This window comes from Stenotrophomonas sp. 8(2023) (assembly GCF_030345295.1).
Classification (GTDB): Bacteria; Pseudomonadota; Gammaproteobacteria; order Xanthomonadales; family Xanthomonadaceae; genus Stenotrophomonas; species Stenotrophomonas muris.
This window is the reverse complement of the sequence record NZ_CP128404.1, coordinates 2,104,868-2,122,574: the sequence shown is the minus strand read 5'-3', so window position 1 is coordinate 2,122,574 and position 17,707 is coordinate 2,104,868. Positions and strand designations below refer to the sequence as shown.

Below are 17,707 nucleotides of genomic sequence, written 5' to 3'. Positions count from 1 at the left end.
CACAGACGCCGGCACTCTGCCCACCTGGAGCACCCTGCATGAAGTGGTTCCAAGATCTGCCCATCGCCCGCAAGCTGGCCGTGGGGTTCACCCTTACCACCCTGATGACCCTGGTCCTCGGCGCGTTCGCCCTGCTGCGACTGAGCGAAGCCAACGCGCAGCTGCGCGAGATGGCCGGCAACGATATCCCCTCGGTCCAGCACCTGGGCGAGGCGCGCTCGCAGCTCGGTGAGTTCCGCACCTACGAACTGGCCCAGCTGAGCATGCTCGACCAGCCGGAGAAGGTCGCCGACTACAACAAGCGCATGGACGACACCGCCAAGGCCGTACATGACGAACTGGCGGCGTACGCGGCGCTGCCGGCGCTGGACAAGGAGCGCGAGCTGTATCGCGCGGCCAGCACCCAGCTGGATCGCTACTTCGCCGCCAACAAGGCGATGCGCGACGCCGTGGCCGCCGGTGATGGCGCGCAGGCCCAGCAGATCTCCGATGAGCAGTCACGCCCGGCGCGCCGCGACCTGTTCGCTGCGATGAAGGCACTGGGCACCCACATCGCCGGGCAGATGGACGGCAAGATCGCCGACGCCAACGCCACCCATCGCACCAGCATGATCGCCATCATCGGCTGCATCGTGCTGCTGTCGCTGGTGGCCGCCGCGCTGGCCATCGTCATCTCGCGCGCCGTTACTGGCCCGCTGGGCAAGGCCGTGCATGCCATCCAGGCGGTTGCCCGCGGCGACCTCAGCGTCAGCACCCAGGCCACCAGCAAGGACGAAGCCGGCAGGATGCTGGCCGCCACGACCGAGATGACCGCAATGCTCCGCCGCTTCAGCGAGCAGACCCAGCTGATGGCACAGATGCACGCGGGACCGGACATCAGCCATCGCATTCCGGAAGATTTCCCGGGTGTCTATGGCCAGCTGGCCGGCGGCATCAATACGGTGATCTTCGAGCACCTGGATGCGATCCGCGATGCCATCGACGTGCTCAACCAGTACGCCATCGGCAATCTCACCCCGGATGCACGCCGCCTGCCCGGCAGCCGCGCGATCCTGCACGAATCGATGGACGCGGCCAAGGCCAGCCTGCTGGCGATCAATTCGCAGATCCAGCAGCTGGCCGCGGCGGCCGCTGCCGGTGACTTCAGCCAGCGCGGCGACGCACAGCGTTTCCAGCATGACTTCAAGCTGATGATCGAGCATCTCAACACCATGATGCAGGTGGCCGACGGCAACCTCGGCCAGCTCTCGCAGCTGCTGCAGTCGATCGCCGCCGGCGACCTGACCGCGCGCATGGAAGGCCAGTTCAATGGCGTGTTCGCGCGCATGCGGGATGATGCCAACACCACCGTTGCACAGCTGACCCAGATCGTCGGCCAGATCCAGGCCAGCGCCTCCAGCATCACCCTGGCCGCCGGCGAGATCGCCTCCGGCAACAGCGACCTGTCGCGCCGCACCGAGCAGCAGGCCGCCAACCTGGAAGAAACCGCCGCCTCGATGGAGGAACTGACCTCCACCGTGCGCCAGAACGCCGAGCACGCCCGCCAGGCCAACCAGCTCGCCATCGGTGCGCACGGTGTCGCCTCGCAGGGCGGTGACGTGGTCGGCCAGGTGGTCACCACCATGTCGGCCATCGAAGCCTCGTCGAAGAAGATCGCCGAGATCATCTCGGTCATCGACGGCATTGCCTTCCAGACCAACATCCTGGCGCTGAATGCCGCAGTGGAAGCCGCCCGTGCCGGCGAACAGGGCCGCGGCTTTGCCGTGGTCGCCAGCGAAGTGCGCACCCTTGCCCAGCGCTCGGCCGCCGCCGCCAAGGAGATCAAGGGCCTGATCGACGACTCGGTCGGCAAGGTTGCCGAAGGCTCCAGCCTGGTCCACCAGGCCGGCAGCACCATGGGCGAGATCGTCGCCTCGGTGCAGCGCGTGACCGACATCATGGCCGAGATCTCCGCGGCCTCGCAGGAACAGTCGGCGGGCATCGAGCAGGTCAACCAGACCGTGGTGCAGATGGACGAAACCACCCAGCAGAATGCTGCGCTGGTGGAAGAAGCCACTGCTGCGGCACGCGCGATGGAAGACCAGGCCGTGCAGCTGGGTGAAGCCGTGGCCCGCTTCCGGCTGGCATCGCAGGGCACGATGGCCATCCCGGCACGCCCGCTGGCCGCACCGGTACCGCGACAGCTCGCAGCCGCCGCGCCTGCGGCAAAGCCGGCCCCGGCACGTGCGCTGCGCACGGCAACGGCCCAGCCGGCGCTGGCCACGGACGGCGACTGGCAGGAATTCTGACAGAAGCACGGGGTCAGATCCCTTTCCTGCGGGAAAGGGATCTGACCCCTTACACGTGGAAAGTGATGCAAATCCCACTTCATAATCCGGTGCAGGAGCCGATATCCCCATCGAGCCTCGCGCCAATGCGTGCTGGCGCCCGCCCCTGACCGTAGATTCCATGTCCGACGGCAACGACACTGCAGTGCATGATGTCCACGCGGCCGATGCCGCGGACGAACGATTCCTGGTCCGCAACCCGCGCCAGCTGCGCCAGCTGCTGCGCTCGCTGATCGACCAGCGATCGCTGATCAACGCCCATATCGACGGCCGCGACCGTTCCTTCCCGACCGCCCTGCTCGACCTCGACGAAGACGAGGACTTCCTGCTGCTCGATGGCAGCCCACAGGAAGCCTCCAACCGCGCCGCCGAGCAGGCCGATCACCTGCTGTGCTTCGCCCAGCTCGAACGCGTGCTGGTACGGTTCCGGCTGCACGAACTGCAGCGCGTGGACAACGACGGCCATGTGGCCTTCCGTGCGCCGCTGCCTGACGAACTGGTGCACCTGCAGCGCCGCGAGCTGTACCGGCTGGAGACGCCGGTCACCGACTCGCCCCACCTGCTGCTGCCGCCTGGCGAAGCGCGCGCCGAAGCCCTGTCGATGCGCGTAGTGGACATCAGCGGTGGCGGCCTGGCCGTGGTGGTGCCCAATGACTGCGCGGTGTTTGGTCTGCAGAAGCGCTATCCGGCGCGGCTGTCGCTGCCGGACGGCCCCGACCTGGATATCGAACTGGTGGTCTGCAACCTGCTGCCGCAGCGTCAGCCCAATGGCATCGAGGTCAAGCGCGTGGGAATGCGCTTTGAATGCCTGCCACGCGGCGCCGACAGCGCCATCCAGCGCTACATCTTCCGCATCGACCGCCAGCGCAAGGCCCGCCGCAACGGCGAGCTCTGAGGCCGTCCGACCGGTAGTGCCGGCCGCCGGCCGGCAACCCTGGAACGCGTGCCGGGGTCAGATCCCTTTTCCCTGAAAAGGGATCTGACCCCATCCACGGCACTGCCCGGCACCTAAAGTCCCCCCCGGCGGGGCCGATATCGAGCCTGACACCGGGACTTCCGGCAGAACCAGGACCCCTCGATGAACGACAAGACCAGCTCCGCCGCCAGCGCCGGTGGCGAATTCCTCAGCTTCACCCTTGGTGATGAGCACTACGGCGTGGACATCCTCAAGGTGCAGGAAATCCGCGGCTACGACGCCGTCACCCGCGTGCCGGACGCCCCGGACTACATCAAGGGCGTGATCAACCTGCGCGGCACCATCGTCCCGGTCATCGACCTGCGCCTGAAGCTGCGCCTGGACAACGCCCGCTACGATGCCTTCACCGTGATGATCGTGCTGAACGTGGAAGACCGCGTGGTCGGCATCGTCGTCGACAGCGTCTCCGACGTGATCCCGCTGTCGGCCGAGCAGATCCGCCCGACCCCGGAATTCGGCGCGGCCGTCGACACCCGTTTCATCTCCGGCATCGGTACCCACGACGATCGCATGCTGATCCTGCTGGACATCGAGACCCTGCTCGACAGCGCCGACATGGGCCAGGCCAACCTCGCCGAAGACGTCGCTGCCTGAGCAAACGGAACTGCTTCACGTTCCAGTCACAAAACCCTTCAGTTCCCTTCGGCGGTGCCGATAGGGGGACAGAAGCCGGTCGCGCAGGAGCGCGCAGGACCGGCCCGATCGTTACCATCCCCGGAGATACCCTCGATGAAGTCCCTGTTTGCGTTCGTCTCGGCCGCTGTCCTGGCCACCACCGCCGCCTCCGCTTTCGCCCAGTCGGCCGACATGATCCCGCCGGAAATGGCGCCGCGTTCGGTCGGCAAGGACGGCATGGTCTGTGGCAAGGTCGAAAAGGCCCGTTACGCGGAAGGCTCCGAAGGCCAGCCGACCTTCCTGTACATGGGCGGCGCCTTCCCGCGCCACACCTTCTCGGCGCGTATCGCCGGCGAGAACCGCGGCAAGTTCTCCTTCCCGCTGGAAACCCTGGAAGGCAAGACCGTGTGCGTGATCGGCAAGATCCAGCGCGACGCCTCGCGTGCGGAAATCGAAGTCAGCTCGCCGGCCGGGCTGAAGCTGGCCAACATCAAGTAATCCGCCGTTCGTCGGACCACGCCGGGCCTGGTCCTGGCGTGGTTTCTGCTGCAACCGGGCCCGATGCCCGGGCGCGTCTGCCTTAGGAGCTCGCAACGCCCATGCCGTGGATCAACAACCTGAAACTGATGCCGAAACTGCTGCTGACCTTCGGCGTCCTCCTGCTGGTGATGCTGCTGCAGGGCATCGTCGCCTATCGCGGCCTGCATTCGCTGAACAACGTGACCACCGAGCTGGCCGGTTCACGCATGGAGAGCATCCGCATGGCCGGCGAGATGCGCGGCATGCTGGGCGAGTACCGCAATGCCGCCTACCAGCAGCTGATCCGCGCCAGCGATGACGTCAAGTCCGATGCGCGCAAGCAGGGTGTCGACCTGCGCGCCAGCATGGACAAGTCGATCAAGGAGTATCCGAAGCTGGTCGACAACCCGCAGCAGAAGAAGCTGTTCGACGCCTTCGCCAAGGAATGGAAGGACGCCCTGGCATCCTATGACAGCGTCACCGAGATGCTGGAACTGGACCTGCCGGACGACGCCATCGATACCTTCGTCGGCGAAACCCGCACCAAGCACCGCAAGGCCGCCTCCGCGCTGGAGGCGCTGATCGCCGAAGACAACCGCCTCGCCCGCGCCTCGCGCGAAGAGGCCGCATCCACCTACTCCGCCTCGGCCGTGCTGACCGTGATCGCCCTGCTGGGCGGCGCCGCGCTCGGCCTGGTACTGGTGTGGCTGTTTGCCCGCGCCCTGGTCGGCAGCGTGCGTGGCGCCGTCTCGGTGGCCAACGACGTGGCCGGCGGCAAGCTCGATGGCCACATAGACGTCAGCCGCCAGGATGAAGTGGGCGAACTGATGCAGGCCATGCAGCGCATGCAGCGCGACCTGCGCGAGCGCATCGAGACCGACCAGGCCATCGCCCGCGAGAACCTGCGCATCCGTACCGCGCTGGACTACAGCTCGACCGGCGTCTACCTGACCGACACCAGCAACACCATCGTCTACAGCAACCGCGCCCTGCAGCAGACCCTGAGCCAGTACCAGGACGAACTGCGCCGCGACCTGCCGGACTTCGATGCGCAGGCTTCGCTGATCGGCAAGCCGGTCACCGTGCTCGAACACCGCGGCGAGATGGACCAGACCCTGCTGGGCAACCTGAAGGCACACGGCGTCGCCCGTCGCCCGATGCAGTACGGCGATGCCCAGTTCGCCCAGGTGGTCTCGACCATCCGCAATGAAGGCGGCGACACCGTCGGCTACGTGGTGGAATGGCGCGACCGTACCCAGGAAGCGCAGGTCGAAGCCGAAGTGGCCCGCGTGATCGCCCAGGCCGCCGCTGGCGACCTGTCCGGCCGCATCGATGCCAGCGACAAGGAAGGTTTCTTCCTGCAGCTGGCCCAGCAGATCAACGGCCTGCTGGACGCCAACGCCGGCAGCATCGAGCAGATCTCCGGCCTGCTGGCCGCGCTGTCGCAGGGCGACCTGACCGTGCGCATGCACGGCGATTACCAGGGCGTGTTCGCCCGCATGCGCGACGACGCCAACGCCACCGCCGCGCAGCTGAGCGAGATCGTCACCCGCATCAAGCAGTCCAGCCGCGCGATCAGCTCCGCTGCCGGTGAAATCGCCTCCGGCAACAGCGACCTGTCGCGCCGCACCGAGCAGCAGGCCGCCAACCTGGAAGAAACCGCTGCCTCCATGGAGGAACTGACCTCCACCGTGCGCCAGAACGCCGAGCACGCACGCCAGGCCAACCAGCTCGCCATCGGCGCGCACGGCGTCGCCTCGCAGGGCGGTGACGTGGTCGGCCAGGTGGTCACCACCATGTCGGCCATCGAAGCCTCGTCGAAGAAGATCGCCGAGATCATCTCGGTCATCGACGGCATTGCCTTCCAGACCAACATCCTGGCGCTGAACGCCGCAGTGGAAGCCGCGCGTGCCGGCGAACAGGGCCGCGGCTTCGCCGTGGTCGCCAGCGAAGTGCGCACCCTCGCCCAGCGCTCGGCCGCGGCCGCCAAGGAGATCAAGGGCCTGATCGACGACTCGGTCGGCAAGGTCAACGACGGCTCGGCGCTGGTGCACAAGGCCGGCGCGACCATGGGCGAGATCGTCGCCTCGGTGCAGCGCGTGACCGACATCATGGCCGAGATCTCTGCCGCCTCGCAGGAACAGAGCGCCGGCATCGAGCAGGTCAACCAGACCGTGGTGCAGATGGACGAAACCACGCAGCAGAACGCCGCGCTGGTGGAAGAAGCCACCGCCGCCGCACGTGCGATGGAAGAACAGGCCGGCCACCTCAGCGAGGCCGTGTCGATCTTCGTGGTGGACGAAGCCGAGGTCGTCGCCGCCCCGCGCGTCACCGCCCCGGCGCCGCGCGCCGCTGCACCGGCTGCCCCGGCCCCGGCTGCCCCGCCGGCCCGCCGCACGGCGGGTGGTCGCCCGATGGCCACCGAACTGGCCGACGGGGACTGGCAGGAGTTCTGATGCCTGCCTGACCTGAGTTACGAGAACGCCCTGGTCCTGTGCTGGGGCGTTTTTGTTTACGGGGTATCTGATTATCCAGCCAACGGCGAAGCCCCTCGGGGTGGTCGCTGAGAGCGGCGGACTTCCTTCGTTTGGGCCGGGAGGATGGGTTGCGCAGGGGACGCTGCAAGTACGTCTCTGTAAGCTCGGTCGCCGCTTGCACGTGTGCACTGTCCTGCGCACACGGCAAGACCGGGGTTGGGCGTCCTGCCCAACCCGCCCGAGGCATGCCTCGACCCCATGCGGCTCACGCCCCTGCGCAACCCACCCTCCCGGCCACGGACACTTTCCGTACGCGTCCGCCCCGGATTGAAGAAAGAAGAGCAAAAGACAAAAGCCAGGTCACTTCCGGGGTCAGATCCGTTTTCCGCAGGAAAACGGATCTGACCCCTCTTTCCACCTGGAAACCCAATACTCTTGCCGTCCGCCGAAGTGAAGCCCTGGCGGGCCGGGTCGGGGTGGGCAGGCAGGACCGTTGGCGCCATGGATGGCGCCATCGAGCCCCCATGGATGGGTTCACGGCGTGTCCTGCCTGCCCATCCCGACCCGGCCAACCCGTAGCTACCGATCGCCATGACCTGCCGTTGCCGTTGCCGTTGCTTCAAAAGCCTGCCGCAGGCAGCGCCGCAGCCGCCGCTGCAAGGAAACCTGAATACGTTCGGACACCGCACCTCAATCCCCCGCCCGCGCGGCCGATAACGGGGTTGTCACGGCGTATCCCGCCGCTGACCGGCACGGCGCCGCCCGCCCGCTTCGACCTGGTCCTGCTCGATGAATCTCCTGCATCGCTGGCAACACTACTTCCGCAATCTTTCCGTCCGGCGCAAGCTCAACCTGCTGACGCTGCTCATCGCGCTCGGCGTGATCGCGCTCTCGGTGATCGCCGCCCGCATGCAGTACCTGGATCTGACCGAAACCCGCAAGAGCGCGCTGAAGACCCAGGTCGAACTGAGCTACGGCATCCTGCAGCACTACCACCGCCTGGCCGGTACCGGCGAGCTCAGCGAAGAGGCCGCCAAGAGCGCCGCGCTGCAGGCGCTGGAGGTCATGCGCGCCGGGAACGATACCTACTACTTCAACATCTACGACACCGGCTACCGCCTGCTGATGCACCCGTTCCGCAAGGACCTGGTCGGCAAGGACATGAAGGACTTCCGCACCGACGACGGCGTACGGATCTACTACGACCAGGTCGAAGCAGCTCGCGCCGGCGGCGGCTTCGTCAACTACCGCTGGGCCAAGCCGGGCAGCAAGGGCGAGGTCGAGAAGGTCGCCTATGCCGGCCTGTTCGCGCCCTGGAACTGGGTGGTCAGCAGCGGCGTCTACATGGACGACGTGCAGAAACAGGCGCTGGTGTTCACCGCCATCATGGCGGTCTCTGGTGGCGTACTGGTGCTGATCGTGCTGGCCCTGAGCTGGGTCATCGGCAACCGCATCGCCGTGCCGCTGAAGCAGGCCACCGCCGTGGCCGAAGGCATCGCCGGCGGCAAGCTGGACAGCCACATCGGCCCGCAGCCGCACGACGAAACCGGCCGCCTGCTGGAGGCCATGGCCGGCATGCAGCAGCAGCTGCATGCGGTCATCACCGGCCAGCGCGAAATGGCGCGCCGTCATGACGGTGGCGAACTGAGCTACCGCATCGACGCCAGCGCCTTCCCCGGCGAGTACGGGCTGATGGTGCAGGAAACCAACGTGCTCGTCGGCGGCCACGTCCAGACCCTGCACGATGTGCTGGACGTGGTGCAGCAGTACGCGGTCGGCGATCTCAGCCGCGACATCGCGCGCTACCCTGGCGAAAAGGCCGCGATGACCACCACCGTCGACACGGTCAAGGCCAACCTCGGCCGCATCAACACCGAGATCAAGCAGTTGGCCAGCGCCGCCGCGGCCGGCGACTTCAGCCGCCGTGGCGACGCGCAGCGTTTCGATCACGATTTCCGCCTGATGCTGGAGAACCTCAACGCGATGATGGCGGTCAGCGATGACAACCTCGGCAAGCTCTCGCAGCTGCTGTCGGCCATCGCCGAAGGTGACCTGACCGCACGCATGCACGGCGACTACCAGGGCGTGTTCGCACGCATGCGCGACGATGCCAACACCACCGTTGCACAGCTGACCCAGATCGTCGGCCAGATCCAGGCCAGCGCCTCCAGCATCACCCTGGCCGCCGGCGAGATCGCCTCCGGCAACAGCGACCTGTCGCGCCGTACCGAGCAGCAGGCCGCCAACCTGGAAGAAACCGCCGCCTCGATGGAGGAACTGACCTCCACCGTGCGCCAGAACGCCGAGCACGCCCGCCAGGCCAACCAGCTGGCCATCGGCGCGCACGGCGTCGCCTCGCAGGGCGGTGACGTGGTCGGCCAGGTGGTCACCACCATGTCGGCCATCGAAGCCTCGTCGAAGAAGATCGCCGAGATCATCAGCGTCATCGATGGCATCGCCTTCCAGACCAACATCCTGGCGCTGAACGCCGCAGTGGAAGCCGCGCGTGCCGGCGAACAGGGCCGCGGCTTTGCCGTGGTCGCCAGCGAAGTGCGTACCCTCGCCCAGCGCTCGGCCGCGGCCGCCAAGGAGATCAAGGGCCTGATCGACGACTCGGTCGGCAAGGTCGCCGAAGGCTCCAGCCTGGTCCACCAGGCCGGCAGCACCATGGGCGAGATCGTCGCCTCGGTGCAGCGCGTGACCGACATCATGGCCGAGATCTCCGCCGCCTCGCAGGAACAGAGCGCAGGCATCGAGCAGGTCAACCAGACCGTGGTGCAGATGGACGAGACCACCCAGCAGAACGCCGCGCTGGTGGAGGAAGCCACCGCCGCCGCACGCGCCATGGAAGAGCAGGCCGCGCAGCTCGCAGACGCGGTGGCGATCTTCCGCCTCGACAACCAGGTGGCTGCTGCAATGAAGGCCGCGGCCGCGCGCGTCGAGCCCGCCCGCGCGGCTCCTGCAGCGCGCCCGCAGCCCGCCAGCGTGCCAGCACCGGCCCGGCGCGCAGGCGGCAGCGGCACCTTCGTTGCCAGCGACAGCGACTGGCAGGAATTCTGACCCACCTGCGGTGGCTCCGGCCGCCGCCTCCGCCGATGGACACGTCCCCCGTGCAAAGTCCTACTCCCATCGTTACCGGCCCGCGCGAATTCGAGTTCGCCGACCGTGATTTCCGCCGCGTCTGCGACCTGATCTACCAGCGCGTGGGCATCGCCCTCGCGCCGGCAAAGCGCGACATGGTCTATGGCCGCCTGTCGCGCCGCCTGCGCACGCTGGGCATGCGCAGCTTCCAGCAGTACCTGGACCATCTGGAGCAGGAAGATGGTGACGAATGGCAGGCGTTCACCAACGCGCTGACCACCAACCTGACCTCGTTCTTCCGCGAACCGCATCACTTCGACAAGCTGCGCGAGGAACTCCAACAGCGCTCCAGCCGCACCCCACTGCTGCTGTGGTCGTGCGCGGCGTCCACCGGCGAAGAGCCCTACTCGATGGCGATCACCGCCTGCGAGGCCTTCGGCACGTTGAAGCCGCCGGTACGCATCATTGCCACCGACGTCGATACCCAGGTGCTGGCCACCGCCGGCCGCGGCGTCTACAACATCGATCGCGTCGCCAGCCTCGATCCGGACCTGCGCCGCCGCTACTTCCAGCGCGGCAGCGGCCCCAACGAGGGCCAGTGCCGCGTGCTGCCGGCGCTGCGCGAACTGATCGAGTTCCGCCCATTGAACCTGCTCGCCCCGCGCTACGACGTCGGCGGCCCGTTCGACGCGCTGTTCTGCCGCAACGTGATGATCTACTTCGACAAGCCGACCCAGCGCGCCATCCTCGGTCGCCTGGTCCAGCACCTGGCCGATGACGGCCTGCTCTACACCGGCCATTCGGAGAACTACCTGCACGCCGCCGACCTGATCCAGCCCTGCGGCCGCACCCTGTACCGCCGTGCGGCAAAGGCCGGCGCATGAATGCCTCGCTGCGTACCGACGATGTGATGCGCTACCAGGATGCGCGCTTCCAGACCATCGCCGCCAAGCTGCTGCCGACCCAGTACCTGGTGGTCGATGACACCACTGCGCTGACCACCACGCTGGGCTCCTGCGTGGCGGCCTGCCTGCGCGACCCGGTGCTGAAGATCGGCGGCATGAACCACTTCCTGCTGCCGGAGGGCAACGCCGGTGACGGCGCACCCGCACGCTACGGCAGCTATGCGATGGAACTGCTGATCAACGACATGCTCAAGCGGGGCGCCCACCGCAAGCGCATCGAAGCCAAGGTGTTCGGCGGCGCCAACGTGCTCAAGGGCTTCACCAGCAATCCAGTGGGCACCCGCAACGCCGAGTTCGTGCGCCAGTACCTGCAGGCCGAGCACATCCCGATCATCGCCGAGGACCTGTGCGGCATCCATCCGCGCAAGATCTGGTTCTTCGCCGACACCGGCCGCGTGGTGGTGCAGCGCCTGCCGCATGCGCATGAGGCCGAAGTGGCCGCCACCGAATCGGCGGTGCGTGCGCGCCTGTCCAAGGCGCCGGTCACCGGTGGCGTGGAGCTGTTCGAATGACCTTTACCGGCAACGCCCCCTGCCGGGTGCTGATCGTCGACGACTCTGCCGTCGTGCGCCAGATGCTCACGGAAATCCTGTCCAGCGATCCGTCCATCGACGTGGTCGGCACCGCTGCCGACCCGCTGCTGGCGCGCGAGAAGATCAAGCGCCTGGCCCCGGACGTGATCACGCTGGACGTGGAAATGCCGCGCATGGATGGGCTGGCGTTCCTGGAAAACCTGATGCGCCTGCATCCGCTGCCGGTGGTGATGATCTCCTCGCTGACCGAACGCGGCGCCGACACCACCCTGCAGGCGCTGGCGCTGGGCGCGGTGGATTTCGTCTCCAAGCCGAAGCTGGACGTGGCGCGCGGCCTGCAGGCCTACGCCGAAGAGATCATCGGCAAGGTCAAGATGGCGGCGCGCTCACGGGTACGTCCGCTGGTCCGCGCTGCAGTCCCGAAGCTCACGCTGGACACAGCCCCCTCAATGCGCCCTGCCACACCGCAGTTCCGCACCACCGACCGCCTGATCGCGATCGGCTCGTCGGCCGGTGGCACCGAAGCCCTGCGCGTGGTGCTGGAAGGCATGCCCGCCGACGCGCCCGCCGTGGTGATGACCCAGCATTTGCCGGCCAGCTTCAGCAGTGCCTTCGCCGAACGCCTGGACCGGCACTCGGCGATGGCCGTGCGCGAGGCCAGCGATGGCGAAGCAGTGCTGCCTGGCCATGCCTACCTGCCACCCGGCGGCAAGCACCTGCGGATCATCCGCGACGGTGCGCGCTGGCGCTGCCGCGTCGACGATGGCCCGGCAGTGAACCGCCACAAGCCGGCAGTGGACGTGCTGTTCCGTTCGGTCGCGCAGAACGCCGGTGGCAACGCCATCGGCGCCATCCTCACCGGCATGGGCGATGACGGTGCACGCGGCCTGCTGGAAATGCGCCAGGCCGGCGCGCCGACGTTGGTGCAGGACGAAGCCACCAGCGTGGTCTGGGGCATGCCGGGTGCCGCGTTCAAGCTGGGCGCGGCCGAGGAACAGGTGCCGCTGGAGCGGATCGCCGAGCGATTGCTCGCCCTCGCCCGCGGCTGACAGGTCCCTGTAGAGCCGAGCCCATGCTCGGCTCTGCACCCTGCTGAACACCTCCAAGAGACGTCAGGCTCCATTGCCGATCCGCCGCCAGCACTTTCGACCATTGATGTTTCAACGACGCTGATCGAGGTTTGATCCTGCCGCAAGCCATGCGCGCCAAACGGGAGGCCCGCAGGACACCGACTTGGAGCGCGGCTGGAGCGGGTCGTATAGTCAGGTATCGCACAGCAATGGAACGCCGATGAACGTTACCCCGCAAGGCCGCGCTGCTCGGGTACGCAGGGAGGGAGGTCCGGATAGCGGGCAATACCCACTGCGCAACCTGTCGCACTTGCCCGGATGCGGCGCCGTCGTTCGTGATGAGACCGCATGTTCCAGGGATCAAGGAAAATCCTGCAGCGACATGGACCGCTCATGCTGAAAGTTCTCCCGACCCTTGCTCACGTTGCGTTGATCGCCTCGATCACACTGGCCGTTCCGGGCTGCAACAAGGAACGCTCATACCCGGTCTATCGCGAGAATCCTGCACCCAGGGATGCGCTGCCTATTGTGATTCGGGTCCACGATGCACCCGTGGATGTCCCCGTTCCTTCGGTCTTTGTCACGTATGAGATAGACCCACTCTGTCTCCCTCCGGTCAACAATTGGGAGGGGGTGCAGTACGAGCCGAACCAGCACAAGGTTGAGCTTCAGGCACAGCGCCTCAGTGCCACTGAATTCAGCAGTGTTGTATTCAACGATGGCATGGAAGTTGCCGACTATTACGGTCGCGGCCCGTGCACTTGGACGCCCGTGCTCGTGGAAGCTTCATTCGCCTTCATCATCGATGATCGCCCTATCCAAGCAACCGCATGGACTTCATTCACAAAGCTTGAAACCGAGAAACTCGCTACTACCTACGTACATCGCGCCTTGCGCCCCATGACTTCAGGGGGATCGCCAGAGTGGACGCCTACCGAGCCTTCGACTTGGTACGAGAAGATGCCTCAAGATAAGCGAAAGGATTACTTCCCAATCGAAATCTCCACACGGACTGAAGGAACAGCCCAATGAATCCTGGAGCAAATGCAGCCCTCTCAGATCATGTCTACAAGGATCCGCTCCCTGCGCCCAAGGCCATTGTTACCATTGCCGGGACGGAATATCGTGTATTGGCCAGCCTAAACTCCGCCACCGGCTACCAAGGCGTCAAGAGTCAACGCACAACTCGGTGATGCCCTCGCACTGACCAAGCAGGCGATCGATCTGGCTAAAGAGAATGGGGATGGTCCGGTGTACGTCACCGGCCACTCGCTGGGCGGCGCGCTCGCCCAGATCACTGCACACCACTACAACCTCCCCGGCGACGCATTCAATCCTTACGGTGCTGCCGGGCTGGCGTATCGCCTTCCTGAGGGCCAGCCGGCCAACGCGGCGCCCTTCACCAACCATGTGATGGCAGGCGACCTGGTCAGTGCGGGCGGTCCTCATTACGGCAAGGTCGAGATGTATGCGCTGCCCAGGGAACTGGAGGTCCTGCGCAACGCCGAGCACGGCCAGCGCATCGCCTCGCTTGGAACACCTGGGATGAAAAGCGGCCATGTCATGTCCGCCGCGGTGGCGGTCCAGTTGGGCGACTCCCATCGATTGGTTCATTTCCTTGATCGCGTGACCGACAAGGGCCCGGTGCAGTCTGTACTGGACAATCCCCAGGCCCGGATCACAGATCCCGAAGACCTGCGCCGGATTGTCGACTACCGCAGTGATGTTCATCAGTTGCGCGCAGGCGCGACCGTGCTGGTCGGCGGCGGGCTTGGCCTGCTGCGCGACGGGGTCAATTACCTGCGCGGTATTGAGGAAGCCGGTGCATATGCCCGCCGCGAGGCTGAAGCGGAGCAGCGGGCCCGGAATGCGCTCAGGCCGGGGGAGCAACTGACCCAGGATGCAACCGACAAGGGCTCGCCCTCTCTCGGCAATCCCGGCTTCTCTCCCAGGAGTCCATCGCAGGAGAGCATTGAGTCAACCGTGGACAAGGCAGGCTTGGATCCCAGGAAGGAAGGCCATCCAGACCATGTGCTCTACCAGCAGATCCGCGATGGTGTATCCGCCGTGGATGCCAGGCACGGGCGCAGCTTCGATGAAACCAGTGAGCGCATGACGGCCAGCCTGCTTGCGACGGCCAAGAGCAGCGGCCTCGAACGCGTTGATCATGTGGTCCTGGGCAGTCCACCCAGCGATGGCTCGGGCGCTCGCATGTTCATTGTGCAGGGAGCACCGGACAATCCAGCGCACCTGCGGGCGTCGGTTCCGATCAGCGAGGCAATCAATACGCCGGTAGAGCAGTTGATCGCCAAGGCCGAACAGATTGCGCAGGCACAGCAGGTCGGTCAGCAAGACCACGCCCAGGAGCAGACCCGAACCGCGATGCGCATGGGCTAGGCCACCTGGCCGGGCACAATAAAAACCCGGCTTTCACCGGAGTTTCTTCGTTTCAACGGGTTGCCGGCCAGCGGCCGGCACTACCATGCGTCGTCCGCTCACAAAAAAACCCCCGGCGCGAGCCGGGGGTTTTCAGTTACCGCATCAGGCAGCGACCGTCTTGGCCACGTCCTGGTATTCCTCGATCTGGTCGAAGTTCATGTAGCGGTAGATCTCCGCGCCATTGGCGTTGATCACGCCGATGTCCGCCATGTACTCCTCCTTGGTCGGGATGCGGCCCAGGCGCGAGCAGATCGCCGCCAGTTCCGCCGAACCCAGGTACACGTTGGTGTTGCGGCCCAGGCGGTTCGGGAAGTTGCGGGTCGAGGTCGACATCGCGGTGGAGCCTTCGCGGATCTGCGCCTGGTTGCCCATGCACAGCGAGCAGCCCGGCATTTCCATGCGCGCGCCGGTAGCGCCGAAGGTGCCGTACACGCCTTCCTTGGTCAGCTCCGAAGCATCCATCTTGGTCGGCGGGGCCACCCACAGGCGGGTCGGCAGGTCACGCTTGCCTTCCAGCAGCTTCGCAGCGGCGCGGAAGTGACCGATGTTGGTCATGCACGAACCGATGAACACTTCGTCGATCTTGGCGCCGGCCACTTCGGACAGGGTCTTCACGTCGTCCGGGTCGTTCGGGCAGGCCACGATCGGCTCATGGATGTCGGCCAGGTCGATCTCGATGACGGCGGCGTATTCGGCGTCGGCATCCGGCTCCAGCAGCTGCGGGTTGGCCAGCCACGCTTCCATCTTCTCGATGCGACGCTGCAGCGAACGCGGGTCCTGGTAACCCTCGGCAATCATCCACTTCAGCAGGGTGATGTTGCTGGTCAGGTACTCGATGATCGGTTCCTTGTTCAGGCGCACCGAGCAACCGGCCGCCGAACGCTCGGCCGAGGCATCGGACAGTTCGAACGCCTGCTCGACCTTCAGCTCCGGCAGGCCTTCGATTTCCAGGATGCGACCGGAGAAGATGTTCTTCTTGCCAGCCTTGGCCACGGTCAGCAGGCCCGACTTGATCGCGTACAGCGGGATCGCGTTGACCAGGTCACGCAGGGTCACGCCCGGCTGCATCTTGCCCTTGAAGCGCACCAGCACCGACTCCGGCATGTCCAGCGGCATCACGCCGGTGGCCGCGGCGAAGGCGACCAGGCCCGAACCGGCCGGGAACGAAATACCCACCGGGAAACGGGTGTGCGAGTCACCACCGGTGCCGACGGTGTCCGGCAGCAGCATGCGGTTGAGCCAGCTGTGGATCACGCCGTCGCCCGGGCGCAGCGAGACGCCGCCACGGGTGGAGATGAACTCCGGCAGGGTGTGGTGGGTCTTCACGTCCACCGGCTTCGGGTACGCGGCGGTATGGCAGAACGACTGCATCACCAGGTCGGCCGAGAAGCCCAGGCACGCCAGGTCCTTCAGCTCGTCGCGGGTCATCGGGCCGGTGGTGTCCTGCGAGCCCACCGAGGTCATCTTCGGTTCGCAGTAGGTGCCCGGGCGCATGCCCTGGCCTTCCGGCAGGCCACAGGCGCGGCCGACCATCTTCTGCGCCAGCGAGAAGCCCTTGCCGGTGTCGACCGGCTGCACCGGCAGGCGGAACAGATCGGTCGGGGCCAGGCCCAGCGCTTCGCGCGCCTTGCCGGTCAGGCCACGGCCGATGATCAGCGGAATGCGGCCACCGGCACGCACTTCGTCGAACAGCACGTCGGACTTGACCTGGAACTCGGCGATCACTTCACCGTTCTTCAGCGCCTTGCCTTCATACGGACGCAGCTCGACCACATCGCCGTGTTCCATCTTCGACACGTCCAGCTCGATCGGCAGCGCGCCGGCATCTTCCATGGTGTTGTAGAAGATCGGGGCGATCTTCGAACCCAGGCAGACGCCACCGGCGCGCTTGTTCGGGATGAACGGAATGTCGTCGCCGGTCCACCACAGCACGCTGTTGGTGGCCGACTTGCGCGAGGAACCGGTGCCGACCACGTCGCCGACGTAGGCGACCAGATGGCCCTTGTCCTTCAGGTCAAGGATCTGCTGGATCGGGCCGCGCTTGCCGTCTTCTTCCGGGGTGAACGGCGCGTCGTCGCGCTTGTTCTTCAGCATCGCCAGGGCGTGCATCGGAATGTCCGGGCGGGTGGTCGCGTCCGGTGCCGGCGACAGGTCGTCGGTGTTGGTCTCGCCCGGCACCTTGAACACGGTGACGGTCAGGCTCTGCGGCACTTCCGGATTGCTGGTGAACCACTCGGCATCGGCCCAGCTCTGCAGCACGGCCTGGGCGTTGGCGTTGCCGGCCTTGGCCTTTTCCTGCACGTCATGGAACGCATCGAACACCAGCAGGGTCTTCTTCAGGCCGTTGGCGGCGATGGTGCCGACGCTGGCGTCGTCCAGCAACTGCACCAGCGGGGCCACGTTGTAACCGCCGAGCATGGTGCCCAGCAGTTCGGTGGCGCGCTCGCGGCTGATCAGCGGGTTCTGCTCGCTGCCCAGGGCGATCGCCGCCAGGTACGAGGCCTTGACCTTGGCCGCGTCATCGACACCGGCCGGCACGCGATGGGTCAGCAGGTCGAGCAGGAACTCGGCCTCGCCCTGCGGCGGGTTCTTCAGCAGTTCGATGACATCGGCCGTCTGCTGCGCGCTCAGCGGCAGCGGCGGGATGCCAAGCGCAGCGCGCTCGGCGACGTGGTGGCGGTAGGCTTCCAACATGACAACTCCCG

12 protein-coding genes are annotated in these 17,707 nt (G+C 66.4%); 11 read left to right on the top strand and 1 reads right to left on the bottom strand.

Going from position 1 to position 17,707, the window contains the following annotated elements; genetic code table 11:
* Positions 1-38 precede the first annotated feature (38 nt).
* The 11 genes from QP609_RS09985 to QP609_RS09935 all read left to right on the top strand — a co-directional run bounded on the left by QP609_RS09985 (position 39) and on the right by QP609_RS09935 (position 14,960).
* On the top strand, positions 39-2,288 hold the full coding sequence (locus QP609_RS09985) for a methyl-accepting chemotaxis protein (RefSeq protein WP_197621609.1): 2,250 nt from the start codon (positions 39-41) through the stop codon (positions 2,286-2,288).
* A gap of 160 nt (positions 2,289-2,448) precedes the next feature.
* Positions 2,449-3,222 (top strand): flagellar brake protein, encoded by a 774-nt coding sequence (locus tag QP609_RS09980; RefSeq protein WP_046430424.1) that lies wholly within the window; start codon positions 2,449-2,451, stop codon positions 3,220-3,222.
* A 183-nt stretch (positions 3,223-3,405) separates the two neighbouring features.
* Positions 3,406-3,897, top strand: a complete 492-nt coding sequence (locus QP609_RS09975) for a chemotaxis protein CheW (RefSeq protein WP_014647021.1) — start codon at positions 3,406-3,408, stop codon at positions 3,895-3,897.
* 213 nt (positions 3,898-4,110) lie between these two features.
* The gene (locus QP609_RS09970; protein WP_223224824.1) at positions 4,111-4,416 is read left to right on the top strand and encodes a hypothetical protein; all 306 of its coding nucleotides are present in this window, start codon (positions 4,111-4,113) and stop codon (positions 4,414-4,416) included.
* A gap of 101 nt (positions 4,417-4,517) precedes the next feature.
* The gene (locus QP609_RS09965; protein WP_075076502.1) at positions 4,518-6,893 is read left to right on the top strand and encodes a methyl-accepting chemotaxis protein; all 2,376 of its coding nucleotides are present in this window, start codon (positions 4,518-4,520) and stop codon (positions 6,891-6,893) included.
* An 810-nt stretch (positions 6,894-7,703) separates the two neighbouring features.
* Positions 7,704-9,974, top strand: coding sequence for a methyl-accepting chemotaxis protein (locus QP609_RS09960; protein WP_289214006.1), 2,271 nt, complete (start codon positions 7,704-7,706; stop codon positions 9,972-9,974).
* Between the two features lie 35 nt (positions 9,975-10,009).
* Positions 10,010-10,879 carry a CheR family methyltransferase gene (locus QP609_RS09955; protein ID WP_049416359.1) on the top strand — a complete coding sequence of 290 codons (870 nt, stop codon included), beginning with the start codon at positions 10,010-10,012 and terminating at the stop codon, positions 10,877-10,879.
* Positions 10,876-11,472 carry a chemoreceptor glutamine deamidase CheD gene (gene cheD, locus QP609_RS09950; RefSeq protein ID WP_014037083.1) on the top strand — a complete coding sequence of 199 codons (597 nt, stop codon included), beginning with the start codon at positions 10,876-10,878 and terminating at the stop codon, positions 11,470-11,472. The genes QP609_RS09955 and cheD overlap by 4 nt, the downstream gene beginning before the upstream one ends.
* Positions 11,469-12,542, top strand: coding sequence for a chemotaxis response regulator protein-glutamate methylesterase (locus QP609_RS09945; RefSeq protein WP_197621531.1), 1,074 nt, complete (start codon positions 11,469-11,471; stop codon positions 12,540-12,542). Before cheD ends, QP609_RS09945 begins: the two co-directional genes overlap by 4 nt.
* Positions 12,543-12,956: 414 nt before the next feature.
* The gene (locus tag QP609_RS09940) at positions 12,957-13,595 is read left to right on the top strand and encodes a hypothetical protein (RefSeq protein WP_075076504.1); all 639 of its coding nucleotides are present in this window, start codon (positions 12,957-12,959) and stop codon (positions 13,593-13,595) included.
* A gap of 219 nt (positions 13,596-13,814) precedes the next feature.
* A complete protein-coding gene (locus tag QP609_RS09935) occupies positions 13,815-14,960 on the top strand; it encodes an XVIPCD domain-containing protein (RefSeq protein ID WP_289214005.1) in 1,146 nt (381 codons plus the stop codon).
* Positions 14,961-15,104: 144 nt separating this feature from the next.
* Here the strand turns inward: QP609_RS09935 and acnB are convergent, their stop codons facing one another.
* Positions 15,105-17,696, bottom strand: a complete 2,592-nt coding sequence (acnB, locus tag QP609_RS09930) for a bifunctional aconitate hydratase 2/2-methylisocitrate dehydratase (RefSeq protein WP_014647014.1) — start codon at positions 17,694-17,696, stop codon at positions 15,105-15,107.
* Positions 17,697-17,707: the final 11 nt, after the last annotated feature.